At 58.5% G+C, this 18011-nt stretch carries 14 protein-coding genes and 5 pseudogenes; 17 read left to right on the top strand and 2 right to left on the bottom strand.

The features are described 5' to 3' along the window. The first annotated feature begins 15 nt into the window (after nt 1-15). The 7 genes and pseudogenes from ycaC to P3S72_RS18515 all read left to right on the top strand — a co-directional run. Nucleotides 16-633 carry an isochorismate family cysteine hydrolase YcaC gene (ycaC, locus tag P3S72_RS18545; RefSeq protein ID WP_276193522.1) on the top strand — a complete coding sequence of 206 codons (618 nt, stop codon included), beginning with the start codon at nt 16-18 and terminating at the stop codon, nt 631-633. 139 nt (nt 634-772) lie between these two features. Beyond that, a pseudogene (locus tag P3S72_RS18540) lies at nt 773-883 on the top strand (hydrolase); the annotation flags it as partial. Between the two features lie 142 nt (nt 884-1025). Continuing rightward, a pseudogene (locus P3S72_RS18535) lies at nt 1026-1133 on the top strand (hydrolase); the annotation flags it as partial. Nucleotides 1134-1766: 633 nt separating this feature from the next. Then, nucleotides 1767-1877, top strand: a pseudogene (locus P3S72_RS18530) (hydrolase); the annotation flags it as partial. 882 nt (nt 1878-2759) lie between these two features. After that, nucleotides 2760-2870 (top strand): annotated as a pseudogene (locus P3S72_RS18525) (hydrolase); the annotation flags it as partial. A 197-nt stretch (nt 2871-3067) separates the two neighbouring features. After that, nucleotides 3068-3955 (top strand): LysR family transcriptional regulator, encoded by an 888-nt coding sequence (locus tag P3S72_RS18520; protein ID WP_276193521.1) that lies wholly within the window; start codon nt 3068-3070, stop codon nt 3953-3955. Next, nucleotides 3954-4103, top strand: a pseudogene (locus tag P3S72_RS18515) (energy transducer TonB); the annotation flags it as partial. The gene P3S72_RS18520 and the pseudogene P3S72_RS18515, both read left to right, overlap by 2 nt. A 184-nt stretch (nt 4104-4287) precedes the next feature. Here the strand turns inward: P3S72_RS18515 and P3S72_RS18510 are convergent. After that, nucleotides 4288-5913: a methyl-accepting chemotaxis protein gene (locus P3S72_RS18510; RefSeq protein WP_276193520.1), complete on the bottom strand. Its 1626-nt coding sequence runs from the start codon at nt 5911-5913 to the stop codon at nt 4288-4290. Nucleotides 5914-6263: 350 nt separating this feature from the next. Here P3S72_RS18510 and P3S72_RS18505 point away from each other — a divergent pair, with 350 nt between their 5' ends. Next, on the top strand, nt 6264-6884 hold the full coding sequence (locus P3S72_RS18505) for a hypothetical protein (RefSeq protein WP_276193519.1): 621 nt from the start codon (nt 6264-6266) through the stop codon (nt 6882-6884). A 54-nt stretch (nt 6885-6938) separates the two neighbouring features. Here P3S72_RS18505 and P3S72_RS18500 read toward each other — a convergent pair whose 3' ends face one another. Then, entirely contained in the window at nt 6939-7148 is a 210-nt protein-coding gene (locus tag P3S72_RS18500) for a phosphomannomutase (protein ID WP_276193518.1), read from the bottom strand. A gap of 342 nt (nt 7149-7490) precedes the next feature. On the opposite strand from P3S72_RS18500, the gene P3S72_RS18495 reads away from it, so the two are divergent. From P3S72_RS18495 to P3S72_RS18455, 9 genes are all read left to right on the top strand, one after another. Beyond that, a complete protein-coding gene (locus P3S72_RS18495; RefSeq protein WP_276197954.1) occupies nt 7491-7931 on the top strand; it encodes a low molecular weight protein-tyrosine-phosphatase in 441 nt (146 codons plus the stop codon). Nucleotides 7932-8151: 220 nt separating this feature from the next. Then, on the top strand, nt 8152-10374 hold the full coding sequence (locus tag P3S72_RS18490) for a polysaccharide biosynthesis tyrosine autokinase (protein WP_276193517.1): 2223 nt from the start codon (nt 8152-8154) through the stop codon (nt 10372-10374). Between the two features lie 73 nt (nt 10375-10447). Next, nucleotides 10448-11785 (top strand): UDP-glucose/GDP-mannose dehydrogenase family protein, encoded by a 1338-nt coding sequence (locus P3S72_RS18485; protein ID WP_276193516.1) that lies wholly within the window; start codon nt 10448-10450, stop codon nt 11783-11785. Between the two features lie 8 nt (nt 11786-11793). Then, nucleotides 11794-13095 carry a hypothetical protein gene (locus P3S72_RS18480; RefSeq protein WP_276193515.1) on the top strand — a complete coding sequence of 434 codons (1302 nt, stop codon included), beginning with the start codon at nt 11794-11796 and terminating at the stop codon, nt 13093-13095. Further along, nucleotides 13085-13678, top strand: a complete 594-nt coding sequence (locus P3S72_RS18475) for a DapH/DapD/GlmU-related protein (RefSeq protein ID WP_276193514.1) — start codon at nt 13085-13087, stop codon at nt 13676-13678. Before P3S72_RS18480 ends, P3S72_RS18475 begins: the two co-directional genes overlap by 11 nt. 1 nt (nt 13679) lies before the next feature. Continuing rightward, the gene (locus P3S72_RS18470) at nt 13680-14912 is read left to right on the top strand and encodes a glycosyltransferase family 4 protein (protein WP_276193513.1); all 1233 of its coding nucleotides are present in this window, start codon (nt 13680-13682) and stop codon (nt 14910-14912) included. Then, nucleotides 14890-16212 carry an O-antigen ligase family protein gene (locus tag P3S72_RS18465; RefSeq protein WP_276193512.1) on the top strand — a complete coding sequence of 441 codons (1323 nt, stop codon included), beginning with the start codon at nt 14890-14892 and terminating at the stop codon, nt 16210-16212. Before P3S72_RS18470 ends, P3S72_RS18465 begins: the two co-directional genes overlap by 23 nt. Nucleotides 16213-16240: 28 nt before the next feature. After that, nucleotides 16241-17386 carry a glycosyltransferase gene (locus P3S72_RS18460; RefSeq protein ID WP_276193511.1) on the top strand — a complete coding sequence of 382 codons (1146 nt, stop codon included), beginning with the start codon at nt 16241-16243 and terminating at the stop codon, nt 17384-17386. After that, the gene (locus P3S72_RS18455; protein ID WP_276193510.1) at nt 17383-17970 is read left to right on the top strand and encodes a putative colanic acid biosynthesis acetyltransferase; all 588 of its coding nucleotides are present in this window, start codon (nt 17383-17385) and stop codon (nt 17968-17970) included. The genes P3S72_RS18460 and P3S72_RS18455 overlap by 4 nt, the downstream gene beginning before the upstream one ends. Nucleotides 17971-18011 lie beyond the last annotated feature (41 nt).

Raw genomic sequence — 18011 nt, 5'->3', positions numbered from 1 at the left:
ACAGGAGCTACTCCCATGACTTACAAACGCCTGAATAAAGATGACGCAGTGGTGCTGTTGGTGGATCACCAGACCGGTCTGATCTCCCTGGTGCAGGATTTCTCCCCCAACGAATTCAAGAACAACGTGCTGGCCCTGGCCGACGTGGCGAAGTTCTTCAACTTGCCGACCATTCTCACCACCAGCTTTGAAAGCGGCCCCAACGGCCCGCTGGTACCCGAGCTCAAAGCCCTGTTCCCGGACGCGCCGTACATCCCGCGCCCTGGCCAGATCAACGCCTGGGACAACGAAGACTTCGTCAAAGCGGTGAAGGCCACCGGCCGCAAGCAGATCATCATTGCCGGTGTGGTGACGGATGTGTGCGTCGCGTTCCCGACCCTGTGCGCCCTCGCCGAAGGCTTTGAGGTGTTCGTGGTCACCGATGCTTCCGGCACCTTCAACGAAACCGTGCAACAGGCTGCCTGGGCCCGTATGACCGCTGCCGGTGCGCAACTGGTGAACTGGTTCTCCGTCGCCTGCGAGCTGCAAGTTGACTGGCGCAACGACATGGAAGGCCTGGCCAACCTGCTGTCGCCGCGCATCCCCAACTACCGCAACCTGATGAACAGCTACTCGGCGTTCACCGCCAAGTAACCCGACCTCACGAATGTAGGTAATCAATGTGGGAGGGGGCTTGCTCCCGATGGCGGTGGGTCAGTCACGCATGCATTGGCTGACACCCTGCTATCGGGGGCAAGCCCCCTCCCACATTTGATTGTGTACACACATTAGGTTTGTGGTCACCGATGCTTCCGGCACCTTCAGCGAAACTGTGCAACAGGCTGCGCGCATTCCCAACTACCGCAACCTGATGAACAGCTACTCGGCGTTCACCGCCAAGTAACCCGACCTCACGAATGTAGGTAACCAATGTGGGAGGGGGCTTGCTCCCGATGGCGGTGGGTCAGTCACGCATGCATTGGCTGACACCCTGCTATCGGGGGCAAGCCCCCTCCCACATTTGATGGTGTTGGCACATTAGGCTTGTGGTCACCGATGCTTCCGGCACCTTCAACGAAACCGTGCAACAGGCTGCGCGCATTCCCAACTACCGCAACCTGATGAACAGCTACTCGGCGTTCACCGCCAAGTAACCCGACCTCACGAATGTAGGTAACCAATGTGGGAGGGGGCTTGCCCCCGATGGCGGTGGGTCAGTCACGCATGCATTGGCTGACACCCTGCTATCGGGGGCAAGCCCCCTCCCACATTTGATGGTGTTGGCACATTAGGTTTGTGGTCACCGATGCTCCGGCACTTTCAGCGAAACTGTGCAACAGGCTGCGCGCATTCCCCACTACCGCAACCTGATGAACAGCTCCTCGGCGTTCACCGCCAAGTAACCCGACCTCACGAATGTAGGTAATCAATGTGGGAGGGGGCTTGCTCCCGATGGCGGTGGGTCAGTCACGCATGCATTGGCTGACACCCTGCTATCGGAGGCCCCCTCCCACATTTGATGGTGTTGGCACATTAGGTTTGTGGTCACCGATGCTCCGGCACTTTCAGCGAAACTGTGCAACAGGCTGCGCGCATTCCCCACTACCGCAACCTGATGAACCGCTACTCGGCGTTCACCGCCAAATAACCCGACCTCACGAATGTAGGTAATCAATGTGGGAGGGGGCTTGCTCCCGATGGCGGTGGGTCAGTCACGCATGCATTGGCTGACACCCTGCTATCGGGGGCAAGCCCCCTCCCACATTTGATTGTGTACACACATTAGGTTTGTGGTCACCGATGCTTCCGGCACTTTCAGCGAAACTGTGCAACAGGCTGCGCGCATTCCCCACTACCGCAACCTGATGAACAGCTCCTCGGCGTTCACTGCCAAATAACCCGACCTCACGAATGTAGGTAATCAATGTGGGAGGGGGCTTGCCCCCGATGGCGGTGGGTCAGTCACGCATGCATTGGCTGACACCCTGCTATCGGGGGCAAGCCCCCTCCCACATTTGATTATGTACACACATTAGGTTTGTGGTCTCCGATGCTCCGGCACTTTCAGCGAAACTGTGCAACAGGCTGCGCGCATTCCCCACTACCGCAACCTGATGAACCGCTACTCGGCGTTCACCGCCAAATAACCCGACCTCACGAATGTAGGTAATCAATGTGGGAGGGGGCTTGCTCCCGATGGCGGTGGGTCAGTCACGCATGCATTGGCTGACACCCTGCTATCGGGGGCAAGCCCCCTCCCACATTTGATGGTGTTGGCACATTAGGTTTGTGGTCACCGATGCTCCGGCACTTTCAGCGAAACTGTGCAACAGGCTGCGCGCATTCCCCACTACCGCAACCTGATGAACAGCTCCTCGGCGTTCACCGCCAAGTAACCCGACCTCACGAATGTAGGTAATCAATGTGGGAGGGGGCTTGCTCCCGATGGCGGTGGGTCAGTCACGCATGCATTGGCTGACACCCTGCTATCGGAGGCCCCCTCCCACATTTGATGGTGTTGGCACATTAGGTTTGTGGTCACCGATGCTCCGGCACTTTCAGCGAAACTGTGCAACAGGCTGCGCGCATTCCCCACTACCGCAACCTGATGAACCGCTACTCGGCGTTCACCGCCAAATAACCCGACCTCACGAATGTAGGTAATCAATGTGGGAGGGGGCTTGCTCCCGATGGCGGTGGGTCAGTCACGCATGCATTGGCTGACACCCTGCTATCGGGGGCAAGCCCCCTCCCACATTTGATTGTGTACACACATTAGGTTTGTGGTCACCGATGCTTCCGGCACTTTCAGCGAAACTGTGCAACAGGCTGCGCGCATTCCCCACTACCGCAACCTGATGAACAGCTCCTCGGCGTTCACTGCCAAATAACCCGACCTCACGAATGTAGGTAATCAATGTGGGAGGGGGCTTGCCCCCGATGGCGGTGGGTCAGTCACGCATGCATTGGCTGACACCCTGCTATCGGGGGCAAGCCCCCTCCCACATTTGATGGTGTTCACACATTGGGTTTGTGGTGTGGCCACTGACAGGCTATAAATCAGCCCATCGTCCACCGAGAAGCGACAATGAATCCCTTCGAAGACATGCGCCTGTTTTGCCAGGTCATGGAATCCGGCAGCTTCACCGCCGCCGCCGAACAACTGGGGCTGTCCAAGCAATTTGTCAGCCGTCGTCTGATCCAGCTCGAAGACCGCCTCGGCGTGCGCTTGCTCAACCGCTCCACCCGCCGCCTGGATGTCACGCCCCTGGGGCAGAGTTACTACGAATCGGCCTTGCGCCTGCTCGGTGAAGTCGAGCAAGTGGAGCAGGGCATCGCCGGCCAGAACAGCGAGCCACGCGGCACGATTCGCCTGAGTGCGCCGTTGTCGTTTGCCATGGCCCACCTGGGCTGCCTGCTGCCGGCGTTTTTGCAGCGTTATCCGCAGGTGTCGGTGGAGGTCGACCTGAGCGACCGCCCCGTGGACTTGATCGGTGAAGGCTACGACCTGGTGTTGCGCATTGGCATTCTCGAAGACTCCACCCTGATCGCCCGGCGTATCGCCAGCGTGCAGCGTGTGTATTGCGCCAGCCCCGAGTACCTCGCGTTGCACGGTACACCGCGCAAACCTGACGACCTGGCCGACCACGATTGCCTGCCCTACGGCCACGGCCGCCAAGTGCAATGGCGGTTCCAGAGCAAGGGCAAGCTGCAGTCGCTGAACGTCAGCGGGCGCATGCGCGTGAACAACGGCGAGCTGCTGCGCGACACCGCTATCGCCGGCCTGGGCATCACCTACCTGCCAACCTTTATCATCGCCGAGGCCTTGAAGGATGGGCGCCTGGTGACGCTGCTGGAAGACTTCGCCCCCGACGCCCTGACCCTGTCGGCGGTGTACCCGCAGCACCGGCAGAGTTCGCGGCCGGTGCAGGCGCTGGTGGACTTTCTGCGCGAGCGCCTGGCTAGCGGCTGCTGACCCCAAGGTGCTGGACGGCTGTCACCCGCTGTTTATCCGGCCGTCACTGGCGGCGGCGAATACGTTCCGCTACCCGCCGAGGATCGTTGAAGGCAGGGCGGTTGCGGTGCCGGCGGTGCGTAATACCTTTCACTACCGCATTCAGTAGGGGCCGTCGCCGGCCCGGGCCTTGATCGTGGACTTCTGATTAGCCTCCCGCAGCGGTTGCAGCTCAGCGGCCGGAGATCGTGAAAGGGTTCGCTTACCTCCGCCTGGAGAAGGGGAGGTGCGGCGTTCACGTTATGTCCATTGCATTGGGTGGCGTGTCGGTCTGTCTGGGCGAACCCGCAGGATCAGGTACGAAAGCGCCCCACCAGCCCGCTCAGTTCGGCGGCCAACTTCGACAGTGCATGGCTTGCCGCGTTGGTCTGCAAGGCGCCCGCTGCCGATTGCGCCGACAGGTCGCGGATCGCCACGAGGTTGCTGTCCACCTCACGGGCAACCTGGGCTTGCTCTTCGGCTGCACTGGCAATCACCAAGTTGCGCTCATTGATCTGGCCGATGGCGGCGAAGATATCCTCCAGCACTACCCCCGACGCCTGCGTGATCTCCAGCGTGCCTTGCGCCCGCGCTGTGCTGCTGCGCATCGAATCCACCGCCTGTTCGGCAGTGCTCTGCACGCTCGCAATCATCTGCTCAATCTCGCGGGTCGACTCCTGAGTGCGGTAGGCGAGGGTGCGCACCTCGTCGGCCACGACCGCAAACCCCCGACCGGCTTCACCGGCCCGGGCAGCTTCGATCGCTGCGTTGAGGGCCAGCAGGTTGGTCTGCTCCGAGACGGCTCGGATCACGTCCAGCACCTTGCCGATGTTGCGCACTTCATCGGCGAGGTGCTGGATACGTTCGGCGCTGCCCTGAATCTCGGCGGTCATCGATTGCGTACCGCTGATGTTCTCGCGTACCTGCTGACGGCTTTTTTCTGACAGCGTATTGGAGGCGGTGGCCGCTTGCGAAGTAGACACCGCGTTGCGCGCCACTTCTTCGACCGCACTGGTCATCTGGTTAACGGCGGTCGCAGCCTGTTCCAGCTGCATGTCCTGCTGCTGGAGGCCGCGGTTGCTTTCTTCGGTGACGGCGTTGAGTTCTTCAGCGGCCGAGGCCAACTGCGTGGCTGAGTCAGCGATCTGGATCAGTGTTTCACGCTGGCTGGCCTGCATGCGTTGCAGCTCAAGGAACAACTCGCCAATTTCGTTGCGGCCAGGCGAGACGACCTCGCGGGTCAAATCGCCCCCGGCAATGCGCTTGAAGTGCTCGCCGGCCGCGCGCAATGGGCGCAGGACGGTGCCCGAGATGAATATCCAGCAGACGACAGCAAGCGCCAGGGTCAGCAGGATCAAGGCAATGGCCAGGGTTTGCGAAGTCTGTAGCCGCGCAGCCGCCTGCGTGTTGATCTCCTGAGCACGCGCATCCAATGCGCCGACCAGCTTCATGCGAATGTCCTGGAGCTTGGTCATGCTGTTGCCGGCATCGATGTTGACTTGAAAATACTGTTCGGCGGAGCGCGCGCGAGCGGCCGCGCGCTGACCGACGATGGCCGTGCCGTATTCGGCGAACGCACGCTTGAGATCTTCAGCGAGGGCCTTCAACTTCGGGTCACGCAAGTCTGTGGTAGAGGCATTGACCTTGGCGATGGCTTCACTCCAGATCGCCTCGCTGCGAACCAGCCTGGCTTCAGCGTCATCGAAACGCCCGCCGACGGTCTCGATGAACGCCGAGGACACGTTGGCGCTGGTACGGATTGCCAGCAGCAACGCATTGTTGATGCCGTCGATTTGTCGCGAGGTACGCCCCAACTCGTCAATCTGATCGTAGCTGAGTACCGCCGACCGCCAGCCGTTAAGGGTCGAAAACAACAGTGCAATGGCGAACAGCAGTAGCACCCCGATCATGCCGGTGCGAATTTTTAGATGGGCAAACATGGGAGTACTCCGCGGACCACTTGATTGATATTGATCGAACTATCCGCATTCATCCCCGGAACTTAAATGGCAGAAGTGGAAACCCGTTCGATTATCGAACCAAGCGTTCAAGGCGGGCGCGGGCGCGGCCTGAGTGGGGGTTGCGACGCAGCCCTTTCACCCGCTTCGCTGACAAACCGTATGGCATGCCCGCAAGGCTTCAATCCAGCAGGCGGCTGACCTCCCGCAGACGCACATAGGTGCAGCGTGCGGCGTTGCAAGGGCTTTAGTCTGACCGTAGATAACGTTGTATTTTTCCCAGGCCTGCGGTCAGATGGGCGCGGAAAATTGCTGGGTCAGGTTGGTCACTCATGCGCGCAGAACTCGCACACTATGGCGGTATTACCGTCATGATTCCGGCCGCGCTGGTCATCGCTGTGTGGCTGCGCTATTCGTCGCCGCTGGCGCTCAGGTGGTGGGTAGTCACCGTCACGTGCACCTATTCAATCGTGGCGTTCAGCAAGTTGCTGTTCAAGGGGTGGGGCGTTTCGTTTCAACACCTTGATATTGCCGTGCTCAGTGGGCATGCCATGAACACGTGCCTGATGGTCACGGTGGCAATGAGTTTGATTGCACGCCGGTTCAACCCGGCCTTTCGCTGGCCGGCGGCGATCGCCGGATTAATCGCCACCGGCTGGTTCAGTGCATATTGTGTCGCGCCGTATATTCACCCTCTGAACGAGGCGCTGGCGGGCGGGTTATTGGGCGCTGTGGCTGCGCTGGCTTTCTTGTGGCGAATAGACGTCGCGCCGGTCAATGTGCCGCCGTCGCTGATCGGCGCTGGGGTAGTGGTCGTGCTATTGAGTGCGCTGGCGCCCAAGTACAACGCCGAGCGCCTGCTTAACCATTTAGCCGTCAGCGTCTCGGGGGCGCAACACGCCCACCAGGAGCCCGCGTGGCGTGTCGGTTCCGGGCCGATCAAGGCCGAATAAGGCGCCACCCTCGCTGTTTCAAGGCATAGGCGCGCCTTGACTGGCCGTACAGGTTCACGAGTGCCCCTCGGCGCTGAAGATGTTCGCCAGTAACTCGTCGGTCTTGGCTTGCATGAAATGGCGGTCGCCACGGCTTTCTACGCACAGGCATACGGACAGGGCATTACTGACTTGCAACTTGAAGCGCCAGTCAGCGAAGACCATGGACAGTCCGGAGCCGGACTCGTCGAAGTCTAAAGAGTTGCCGGCATATAACACCTGCATACGCTCTACTACCGTTGTCGAGTTATCGACGTTGAGATGAATGTTTCCCGAAGAAGGGAATAGGCCAATACGCTCTACGAGTAACTTTGAACTTTTCATGGCCGTGCCCCGTCGCTATGTTCAGTGGGCACTTTATTCTGAAGAAGAACAAAAGTAAGCGAATGTTATTTTTAGTCAGCCAGTAGGCGGTTATGTTATTTATTGTCTGCCTCAATCGATGGTCGGATCTTGTCGCCTGTGAACATAATTGCCGGGCTTGTTTCAGAGTGCTGTGTGCTGGCGTTGATGTTTTCTATTCTTTGCTTTGGCTGATCAGTACTTTGCGGTGTGTGGGAGATGGCATTGTTTAATAAGGTTTTGATTGTGTGCGTCGGCAATATTTGTCGCAGCCCTATGGCTGAAAACTTGCTGCGTGCCGCACTCGCTTCGAGCGATATACAGGTAAGTTCGGCTGGGCTGGCGGCGCTGCATCAACACCCGCTGGAGGCCACGGCTTCACGGGTGCTGGAAGAGCATGGGCATACTTCTCAACCGCATCAGGCGCGCCAATTGACGAGCGCGGTGGTGAGCGATGCGGACCTGATTCTTGTAATGGAACAGTGGCAAATCGAGGAGGTGCTCAAACTCGCCCCCGTCGCTCGAGGCAAGGTTTTCCTGCTGGGGAAGTGGCAGTGTAATAGAGAGATCAAAGACCCTTACCGGCAAGGCAAACCCGCTTTTATACAGGCTTATGTATTGATCGAGCAAGCAACTGATGCGTGGGCGCAATTGTTGGCTGGTTGATGTTGTCTAGAGGTTATTTAAAGTCTGAGATGATCGCTTGAAGCCTCTACTGGAATATTGGGAAAGTGGTTCGTGAGTTGAGCGTCAAGTGTTGGGGCGGTTGTGTTGTCAGGTGCTAGTTAGCGTGTGTGTATCGAGTGTAGCCGTTGTACGTGCATGGAGCCGGGCGTCTTGCACCCTGTGCCATTCCTAGACTATTTGTAAGAAAAAGAACTGACTTATGCAATCAGCAACTGCGGTAACTTCACAGCATTCTGATGACACCGATTTGGACTTTATGGCCCTGGTGGGTACGCTGCTGGATCATAAATGGTTGATCGGTGGAATCAGTATTGCCTTTATGGCCCTTGGCGCAGCCTATTCGGTGTTGACGCCGCCGATCTATCAGGCGACCGCGTTAGTTCAGGTCGAGCCGAAGAAGGGCGACATGCTGGGCTTCTCGGATGTTGGCAGCCTACTGGGCAAAGAATCGCCGACGGTGACGGAAGTCGAACTCATCCGCTCCCGGATCACCATCGGGACCGCCGTTGATAATCTGAACCTGGACCTTGAGGTCAAACCCAAGCGTTTCCCGTTGGTGGGGGACTTTGTCGCCCGTCGTTTCAAGCCCGCTGGACAGGATGCTGTGGCTGCACCCTGGTTGGGATTGAGCAGCTTCGCCTGGGGTGGGGAGGAACTGAAGTTTTCCGAGTTGCGCCTTCCCGCCAATCTGCTGGGCCAGGAGCTGACGCTGACCGCCGGCAGCGCCGGCAGCTTCACGCTGTCGGACCAGGACGAGGCTATTTTGCTTGAGGGCCAAGTGGGTCGTTTCTACGACAGCAACGGTATCAAGCTACGTGTCGAACAGCTTCGCGCCAATCCAGGCACGTCTTTCAGCGTTGTCCGCTCACCGCGCCTGAGCAGCATTTTGCGCTATCAGAAATTGCTCGACGTGGCAGAACGCGGTAAGGAGTCGGGCATTATCGGGCTGGCGCTGGAAAGCGCGCGCCCTGGCGATGCGATTCAAGTACTCAATGAGGTCGCACGCATCTATGTGCGGCAAAATATTGACCGTACCTCGGCAGAAGCCGCGCAAAGCCTGGCGTTTCTTAAGGGCCAACTGCCGCAAGTGCGCAAGGATGTCGAACAGGCGGAAGCGGCGTTAAATCAATTTCAGATCCGCAACAAGACCATCGATATCAGCCTGGAAGCGAAAGCGATCCTGGATCAGATCGTCGCGTTGGACGCCAGCATCTCCGAACTCAAGATGCAGCAGGCGGAAATAGAACGTAAGTTCACCCCTCAGCATCCCGTGTACAAAGCGTTACTGACTCAATTGGCAGAGTTGACCGCGCGCCAGGATGAGTTGGCCAAGAAGGTCGAGAGCCTGCCCACCACCCAGCAGGAGCTGCTGAGCCTGACCCGCGATTTGAAGGTCAGCACCGAGATCTACACGCTGCTGCTGAACAAGTATCAAGAGTTGGACGTGATGCGCGCCGGCACCGTGGGCAATGTGCGGCTCATTGACACCGCCGATGTTGATTTGAGAAATCCGGTCAGGCCGCAGAAGGCGCTGATCATCGTGATTGCCACACTGCTTGGGGCCTTTGTCGCAATCGCATTGGTGATGTTTCGCAAAGCGCTCAACCGCGGCGTTACCAACCCCAATGACCTGGAAAAGCTCGGCCTTCCGGTCTACGCCGCGATCCCGTTCAGTACGATCCAAAAAGAGCTGGATCAAAAAAACTATCGTAAAGACCGGGTCGGTGAGGCACGACTGTTGGCCATGAGTCATCCGTCTGACCCCGCGATTGAAGGGTTGCGCAGCCTGCGTACCAGTTTGCATTTCGCCATGCTGGAAGCCGCTAACAATCGCCTGATGATCTCCGGGCCCAGCCCGCAGGTCGGCAAGACGTTTGTATCGGCGAACCTGGCGGCGGTGGTTGCCCATTCAGGGCAGCGGGTGTTGTTGGTCGACGTGGACATGCGCAAAGGCTACTTGCACAAGGTCTTCGGCGTGTCGGTTGAAAATGGCTTGTCTGACGTGCTGGCCAAACACTGCGAACTCACCGCAGCCATCCACCACACGGCAGTGGAAAACCTCGACTTCCTCGGGCGCGGGCAAGTCCCGCCGAACCCCTCTGAATTACTGATGCACGCCAATTTCAGCGCGTTCCTCGAACAGGTCAGTGCGCTGTATGACCTAGTGATTCTGGATACGCCACCGTTTCTCGCGGTGACTGACGCAACCATCGTGGGTCGTCAGTCGGGCACCAACCTGATCGTGGCTCGCTTCGAGGTGAACTCCGTGCGTGAAGTGGAGTTGACGATGCGCCGTTACCGGCAGAGCGGTATCGAGCTCAAAGGCGCGATCTTCAATGGCATCGAAAAACGCTCATCCGCCAAATACGGCTATGGCGCCTACAGCTATTACAACTACGACTACAAGTCAGACAGCGTTTGATCTTGCGCTACCGGCAATCGACGTCCAACGAGCAGCCTTTTCACCACTGGCCGCAGGTTCAAAGAGAAACGCTATGAAAGTTACAGTTTTTGGCATCGGTTATGTCGGCCTGGTCCAGGCCGCGGTACTTGCTGACGTCGGTCACGACGTGCTTTGCATCGACATCGACGTTTCGAAGGTCGAGCGTCTCAATCAGGGTCATATTCCGATCTATGAACCTGGCCTTGAGGCCCTGGTCAGGGACAACCATGCGGGCGGTCGCCTGAACTTTACCGCCGATGCCGTGGCCGCGGTCAAACATGGCGAAGTGCAGTTTATCGCCGTGGGTACGCCTCCCGACGAAGATGGTTCTGCGGACCTCAAGTACGTGCTGGCGGTCGCCGAAACCATCGGCCTGCATATGGACGCGCCGCTGACGATCATCGACAAATCCACGGTCCCTGTAGGGACGGCCGATAAGGTCAGCGCGCGTGTCGCGGCCATGCTGGCTCAGCGCGAGCGTAGCGACTTGACCTTCGATGTGGTGTCCAACCCGGAATTTCTCAAGGAAGGGTGTGCGGTCGCCGATTGCACAAGGCCGGACCGCATTGTCATTGGCACGGCCAGCCCACGGGCCGAAGCGGTCATGCGCGAGCTCTATGTGCCGTTCAATCGCAATCACGACAGAATCATCGTGATGGATGTACGCAGCGCCGAGCTGACGAAGTATGCGGCCAACTGCCTGCTCGCCACCAAGATCAGTTTCATGAACGAGATGGCCAACCTGGCCGAACGGTTGGGGGCCGATATCGAGATGGTTCGCCAAGGGATCGGCTCCGATCCGCGCATCGGCTATCAGTTTCTTTACGCCGGCGTCGGTTACGGCGGGTCGTGCTTCCCCAAAGACGTGCAGGCGTTGATTCAGACCGCCGACAGCATCGACTTCGATGCCACGCTGCTCAAGGCGGTGGAGCGGCGTAACGCCGAACAGAAACATACCCTGTTCAACAAAATATCCAGCCACTTCAATGGCGAGCTGGCGGGTAAGACCTTTGCGCTCTGGGGGCTGAGTTTCAAACCCAATACCGATGATATGCGCGAAGCTCCCAGCCGCGTGCTGATGGAGGCGTTGTGGCGCGCGGGGGCCAGGGTGCAGGCCTATGATCCGGAAGCCATGGAAGAAACCCAGCGCATTTATGGCGACCGGGACGACTTGCGGTTGTGCGGCACCAAGGAAGCCTGCCTCAAAGGCGCGGATGCGTTGATGATTGTCACCGAGTGGCAGGCATTCAAGGCGCCGGATTTCAACGCGATCAAACAGCAACTCAAACAACCGTTGATATTTGACGGGCGTAACTTGTTCGACCCCGGCAGCGTGCTGAGGAAAGGCATTGAGTACATTTCCATTGGGCGACCTCTCAACACGGTATAGGTCCTCCCATGAGTGTGCTTAAAAGAGTCGTCAACGGCATTGGCGCCAACTCGTTTGGTCAGGTGGTCAATCTGCTGATTCAACTGGTGAGTGTTCCGGTCCTGATCGCCAGTTGGGGGTTTGGCGCCTACAGCGAATGGGTCGTGCTGTCTGCGATCCCCACCTACCTGGCGTTATCCGATCTTGGGGTCACGACCGCCGCCTCGAGCAAGGTGGTGATATGGCATGAGCGAGGCCGGTTGAAGGTTGCCAGTGCGGTCTACAGCACCAGCTTTGCGTTTTTGCTGTTGGCAGGGGTTAGCGTGTTATTGCTGGCGGTTGGTTCACTGGCGTTTTTTGACCTTTTCAGTCTGCTCAATCTCAAGTCCATCAGGAGCGGCGATGGGGTGTTGATCCTCTCGGCGTTGACCGGGTACTCGTTGCTGTGCCTGCTGACCAACATGGTTTCGATACGTTACCGGGCATACAAGGCGTTGCCTTTGTCGTCCTTCATCATGAATGTGATCAGGATGCTGGAATGGTCCACCGCCTTACTGTGCGCGTATCTCACCCATAGCCTGGTTGCCACGAGCCTGGCGCTGTTGATCGTCCGTTTGAGCGGCATTGTCGTCAAGAATCTGCTTGCCGATCGACTGGGCATCAGCTTGTGTTTCCATCCCTCGGCGGTTGGGAAGAGGGCGTTTATCACCTTGATAAAACCCTCGCTGGCCTCTTTGGCCTTTCCCATCGGGCTGGCGCTGAATGTTCAAGGCCTGACGATTTTGTTGTCGATACTGCTGTCACCGGCCCATGCCGCGATATTCGGTCTGTACCGAACGATCTCAAGGGTGCTGGTGCAGTTTTCCACGGTGGTGAATCAGTCGATCTGGCCGGAAATCTCTTATGCATTTTCCGTCGGTGACAACCAGTTGGTCAGGAAAATGATTCGGTATGCGCTGAGGTTTTCACTGCCCATCGCCTGTGTGATGGGCGCGCTGATCGTGGTATTCGGCGGATCGATATTCGATGTCTGGTCGGGAAGAAAGGCGGATTACTCGGCGACCGTCATGCTGGTACTGATTGTCGGCGCACTGACGCATGTGGCATGGCAGGTGTATTGGGTGGCCATGATGGCAACCGCTTCCTACTCGTCGTTTGCAGTGGTCTTCATGCTGGTGTCGATGGCCAGCGTTCTGGCGGTTTTTTGCCTGGCTCAAGACTTCGGTCTGCTGGGTGTCTGTTATGTGCTGGTGGTCACCGAAGTGGTGTTGTTCTGCTTTGCCAAACGCGGGTTCTTTCGTCTTGAACAGAGGATGGCCCGTGTTAATTAACTACCTGTTCCAGCATCGAGTCAGGGTGAGCCCGTTCACGCTTGCCGGGTTGAAATACCTGGCCAAGCGAGTGCTGCTGCTCAGCCGCTTGATCCAGGCCAACCGCCGCCAGTGCCGGCTGCGTCGACAGGGCGCGACTATCGGTGCGCTGGTGATGATCAACGATGCGCAGTTTGAAGGTGCCGTCGGCCGTTTCAGCATCGGCGCGGGCAGCTTTATCGGCAAGCGCGCGTTTATCCAATTGCACGCACCCGTGAAGGTTGGCGGGCAGGTTGCGATCAATGACGGTGTGCGAATCCTCACGGGCACGCATGGCGTGGACGATCCCGCTTGGCGGTTGAAGGTCGCGCCGGTGGTGATTGGCGATTACGCGTGGATTGCCACGGGCGCGATCATCTTGCCGGGGGTGACCATCGGTGAAGGCGCCGTGGTCGGTGCGGGCAGTGTCGTTGTTCGCGATGTAGCGCCTTTCACTATCGTGGCGGGTAACCCGGCGGTCGTGATCAAACGTCGCGCCGCGTGCGCGTTCACCTACAGCCCGGTCAGATCGAGTGCCGTGGTTGAAGCCTGGATGGGTAAATAAGATGATCCTGGTCTCTCACCCGGTGGGTAATCAAAACGTTCGCGCTCTGTTGGGCGCGTTGAATCAACGGCGCTTGCTGCACTCGTTTCATAGCTCGCTGGCGTTGCATAAAGATTCATGGCTTTGCCGTCTTCCCGTCGTCGGCAAGGAGTGCCTGCGGCGCACGTTCGACATGGTCGACGGCGCGTTGCTGCACAGCTACCCGCGCTACGATGTGCCGCGCGTGCTCTGTGACAAGTTGAAGTGGTACAGCCTGACGCAACGCAACATCGGGATGTTCTGCCCGGAAAATGTGTACGCGCATATTGATCAGGCCAGCGCGGATTTCTTGTACAAAACCGCGCGCAAACCCAGGCAGGTGTACGGCTATGACGGTAAGTGCAAGGCCTTGTTCACCGCCGCCAGGGCGGTTGGCGGGATCACGCTGAATTATGAGGCGGCCTTCGGCTCCATTTCCTACGCGTGCATGATGCTGGACCATGAGCGCGAAGCGAACCCCGCGTGGCGGGCGAGCGTTCCGAACATCAGTGAAAATACCATTCGCAAGCAGACCGCCGAATTGGCGTTGGCGGATCGGATCATCGTGGCAAGCACGTTTGCCAAACGCACCTTGGGTGAGTCCGGTATCGCCCATCACAAAGTAGCGGTGACCCCCTATGGCGCGCCTGCGCCGATGGTCCACAAAGAGGTGGATGTGCGGGCCGGGGGGCCGCTGAAAGTGGTTTTTGTGGGCGCGCTGACCCAGCAGAAGGGCATCTCGTATTTTTTCGAGGCGCTGAAGATTGCGTCAGACAGCGTTGCCCTGGATGTCACCGTAATCGGTGCCGACTATGCGAATGGGCGCAACCAGGCGCTCAATACCGAGCTGAAGAAGTATCGCTGGTTCAGCTCGGCGCCCCACGATCAGGTCATCCGCCAGTTGCTGGCGGCCGACGTGCTGGTCTTGCCTTCACTCGCCGAGGCATTCGGCCTGGTGGTGGGTGAGGCACTGTCCACGGGGACAGCGGTCATCGTTTCGCAAAATTGTGGCGCGGCGGATTTGATTGTCGACGGTTTCAACGGGTACGTGGTGCCGATCCGTTCCGCCGAGGCCATTGCTGCCCGCCTGGTTGAGCTGGCCGGTGACAGTGAAAAGCTCAGTGCGCTGAAGCACAACGCGGTGTTCTCGGCGGGTAGAACGACCTGGGACACCTACGCCAAGGAGGTGCTGGATGCAATCCTTGGCCAACCCTGAGCCGTCCAGCCTGAAGGAACGCTACAGAAAACGCGTAGTCAGCGCGTTTGTACTGATCTATCTGTTTATTTTGTTTGAAGGGGTTTTGCGCAAGTGGCTGCTGCCGGGTCTGAGCTCGGCGATCTATTTCATCAAAGACCCGATTGTTCTCTATATCTACTGGTACGCGTTCAGGTTCGGTTTTTTTTCAAAGAACCTGCTGTCGGCGTACTTCGTGATGTTGCTGGTGGTGTTCTTTGTCCTGGTCTCCGCGTTTTTGTTGAGCAGCCCTGAAGGGCTGGTCATCTACGGCTATGGCGTCAGGAACTACTTGCTGTACTTCCCGCTGATATTCGTTGCTGGAAAAACCCTGCAACTGGCGGATGTCTACCGTTTCGCCCGGATCACGCTGTTCGCGGCGATTCCCATCAGCGTGCTGGTGGTCATGCAGTATTCGTCTGGACCGCAAGCCTACGTCAACAAAGGCATTGGCGACGATGACTTCATTTTCATGATCGCCGACGGCGTTGTCCGGCCGTATGGAACGTTCACATTCACCGCAGGGCACGTTGTTTACGTGTCCGCCTGCTTTGCCTTCCTGGTGGCGGCGATTTTCGACCGGGCCTTGTTTCGCGCGGTGTTCGCGAAACGATACCTGTTGTTCCCGGTGTCGGCAGCCTCGGTGGCGGTGATGTGTTTCTTGACGGGATCGAGGGCCATCTATGCGTATGCCGCCATTGTGCTGCTGGCGGCGTTGATGGTTGCCTTGATCAAGAAGTCGCAAAGAAACCTGTTGTCGCTGTTTTTCCTGGTGGCCGCACTGTTTGTCAGCTTGCTGATTTTCATGTCGTCCGACAGTTATCAGATCCTCGTCGAACGCAACCGGAGTGCCGTCGCCAGTGAAGGTTCGCCGGTTACCCGGGCGTTCTCCAGCCTGTATGCGTTCACCCGCGTAGTCGACGATGCGCCCCTCTGGGGGCACGGCATCGGCTCGGGTACGAATGCCGCCTCGGCGCTATTACGCGCGGGGCGTGAGCAAGGTGCGGGGTTTTTGCTGGCCGAAGATGAATGGTCGCGGATCATCCTGGAGTTGGGCCTTCCCGTCGGGGCGCTCTTTATCCTGTTCAGGATCTTCTTACTGATCTGGTTACTTCTGAAAGCCTATAAGGCGCTGATCAGGCAGGGCACGGGCGTTCCATTACTGCTGTGCGGTTTCCTGGCGCCGATTTTATTCAATGGGGTCATGACCATGCAGGGCACATTCCTGGCCTTTGGCGTGTTCTACGCCTGCCTGATTCTTGCCGCCTGCAAGAAGACTTGAATCAATTCAACGGATGAGCGGACAGCACTTGAAGTTATTAAGAATCATCTCTTCGGTTAAACCGGAAAAGGGCGGCCCCATCAACGCTGCCCGCGAAATTGACAAGATTCTGCTGCAGAACGGGCATCTCGTGGATGTCTTGACGCTGGATGCAGACTTTGCCGTCGACTACCCGGGCACCGTTCACTTCATGGGGCCGAGCCTGTTTGGGTATGGCGTAAACGCCAAGATCCGCGAATGGCTGGAACAGCACGCCAGTGACTACGACTTTTTCATCGTCAACGGTTTGTGGCAGTACCACGGGTTTATTGCGCGCCAGGTCCTGCACAAGTTGGGTCGGCCTTACATCGTTTATACCCATGGCATGCTCGATCCCTGGTTCAAGCACGCATATCCGCTCAAACATTTGAAAAAGTGGTTGTACTGGCCGTGGGGTGAATACCGCGTGCTGAGGGACGCCCAGCGTGTGGTGTTTACCAGTGAGGAAGAGAAAATCCGTGCGCGCGAGTCATTTTGGCTGTATCGCGCCAAAGAGACGGTCACCGCCTATGGCACCGCCAGTCCGCCCGCGGGCGGTGCAGTGCTGGCGCAGCGCTTTGTTGATGAGCATCGCGAGTTGACGGGTAAACGGGTGCTGTTGTTCCTGAGCCGCATCCACGAAAAAAAGGGTTGCGACCACCTGCTGCACGCCTTTGCCCAAGTGGCTGGCGAAGACGAACGCTTGCACCTGGTCATGGCCGGGCCCGATCAAGGCGGCTGGGTGCAGACGCTGCAAGCGCAGGCCGTGCAATTGGGGATTGCCCACCGCGTGACGTGGCCCGGCATGTTGCAGGGCGCAGCGAAATGGGGCGCCTTTTACGCCGCCGAGGTGTTTTGCCTGCCTTCCCATCAGGAGAATTTCGGCGTGGTCGTGGCGGAGGCGCTGGCCTGCGGCAAACCGGTGCTGATCAGCAATAAGGTCAACATATGGCGCGAAATTGAAGCCGATGCGGTCGGCTTTGTGAGCGACGACACGGTGGCGGGCGCCGTGCATAACCTGCGGCGCTGGTTGCAGCTCGACCCGCAGCAGTATGCGGACATGTCCGGGCGCGCCCGCCGCTGTTTCACCGAGCGCTTTCATATCCAGCGCGGTGCGCAGCGTTTGCTGGAGATCGTGCGGGAGTGCCTTGCATGATCCTCCAAGGCAATGACCCTTATCGTGCTGCTTCATTTTCATTGTCCCATCGGTTGCGGCGGCAACTGTGGAACATGGTCTATGTGCTGTTATTCCGCACCAGCCCGCGCACCTTTCATGGGTGGAGGGCGTTTCTGTTGCGGCTGTTCGGTGCCCGTCTTGGCAAAGGTGTGCATGTTTATCCGCGCGCCAAAGTGTGGGCGCCGTGGAATCTCGAGCTGGGTGACCATGTCGGCATTGCCGATGACACCAACATTTACAACATGGCGCTGATTTCTATCGGGCGCTACAGCGTGATTTCCCAGGGCGCGCACTTGTGCGGCGGGTCGCATGACTACAACAGCCGCAACTTTCAACTTTACGCCAAACCTATCGTGCTCGGAGAGCACGTGTGGGTGTGCGCCGAGGCCTTTATCACGCTGGGCGTGTGTATTGCCGATGGCGTCGTAGTGGGCGCCCGCGCGCTCGTCATCAAAAACATCGCGCAACCGTGGACCGTGCATGCCGGGCATCCGACCCGGCAGATCGGTCAGCGGACCCGGCATCTGCAAGCGCCTGCGCCACGACAAGGGAGTCAAGCCTGATGACCGCACCGTTTAACCTGCCTCACCTGCACGGTGGCTGA

Source organism: Pseudomonas sp. D3 (genome assembly GCF_029320995.1).
In the GTDB taxonomy this organism is placed as follows: domain Bacteria; phylum Pseudomonadota; class Gammaproteobacteria; order Pseudomonadales; family Pseudomonadaceae; genus Aquipseudomonas; species Aquipseudomonas paraveronii.
This window is presented reverse-complemented; position numbering and strand designations above follow the sequence as displayed.

Bases quoted from the DNA above. Each gene is read 5' to 3' on its own strand.
- ycaC (WP_276193522.1), top strand. From the start codon at position 16: ATGACTTACAAACGCCTGAATAAAGATGACGCAGTGGTGCTGTTGGTG.
- P3S72_RS18520 (WP_276193521.1), top strand. From the start codon at position 3,068: ATGAATCCCTTCGAAGACATGCGCCTGTTTTGCCAGGTCATGGAATCC.
- P3S72_RS18510 (WP_276193520.1), bottom strand. From the start codon at position 5,913: ATGTTTGCCCATCTAAAAATTCGCACCGGCATGATCGGGGTGCTACTG.
- P3S72_RS18505 (WP_276193519.1), top strand. From the start codon at position 6,264: ATGCGCGCAGAACTCGCACACTATGGCGGTATTACCGTCATGATTCCG.
- P3S72_RS18500 (WP_276193518.1), bottom strand. From the start codon at position 7,148: ATGCAGGTGTTATATGCCGGCAACTCTTTAGACTTCGACGAGTCCGGC.
- P3S72_RS18490 (WP_276193517.1), top strand. From the start codon at position 8,152: ATGCAATCAGCAACTGCGGTAACTTCACAGCATTCTGATGACACCGAT.
- P3S72_RS18485 (WP_276193516.1), top strand. From the start codon at position 10,448: ATGAAAGTTACAGTTTTTGGCATCGGTTATGTCGGCCTGGTCCAGGCC.
- P3S72_RS18480 (WP_276193515.1), top strand. From the start codon at position 11,794: ATGAGTGTGCTTAAAAGAGTCGTCAACGGCATTGGCGCCAACTCGTTT.
- P3S72_RS18470 (WP_276193513.1), top strand. From the start codon at position 13,680: ATGATCCTGGTCTCTCACCCGGTGGGTAATCAAAACGTTCGCGCTCTG.
- P3S72_RS18465 (WP_276193512.1), top strand. From the start codon at position 14,890: ATGCAATCCTTGGCCAACCCTGAGCCGTCCAGCCTGAAGGAACGCTAC.
- P3S72_RS18455 (WP_276193510.1), top strand. From the start codon at position 17,383: ATGATCCTCCAAGGCAATGACCCTTATCGTGCTGCTTCATTTTCATTG.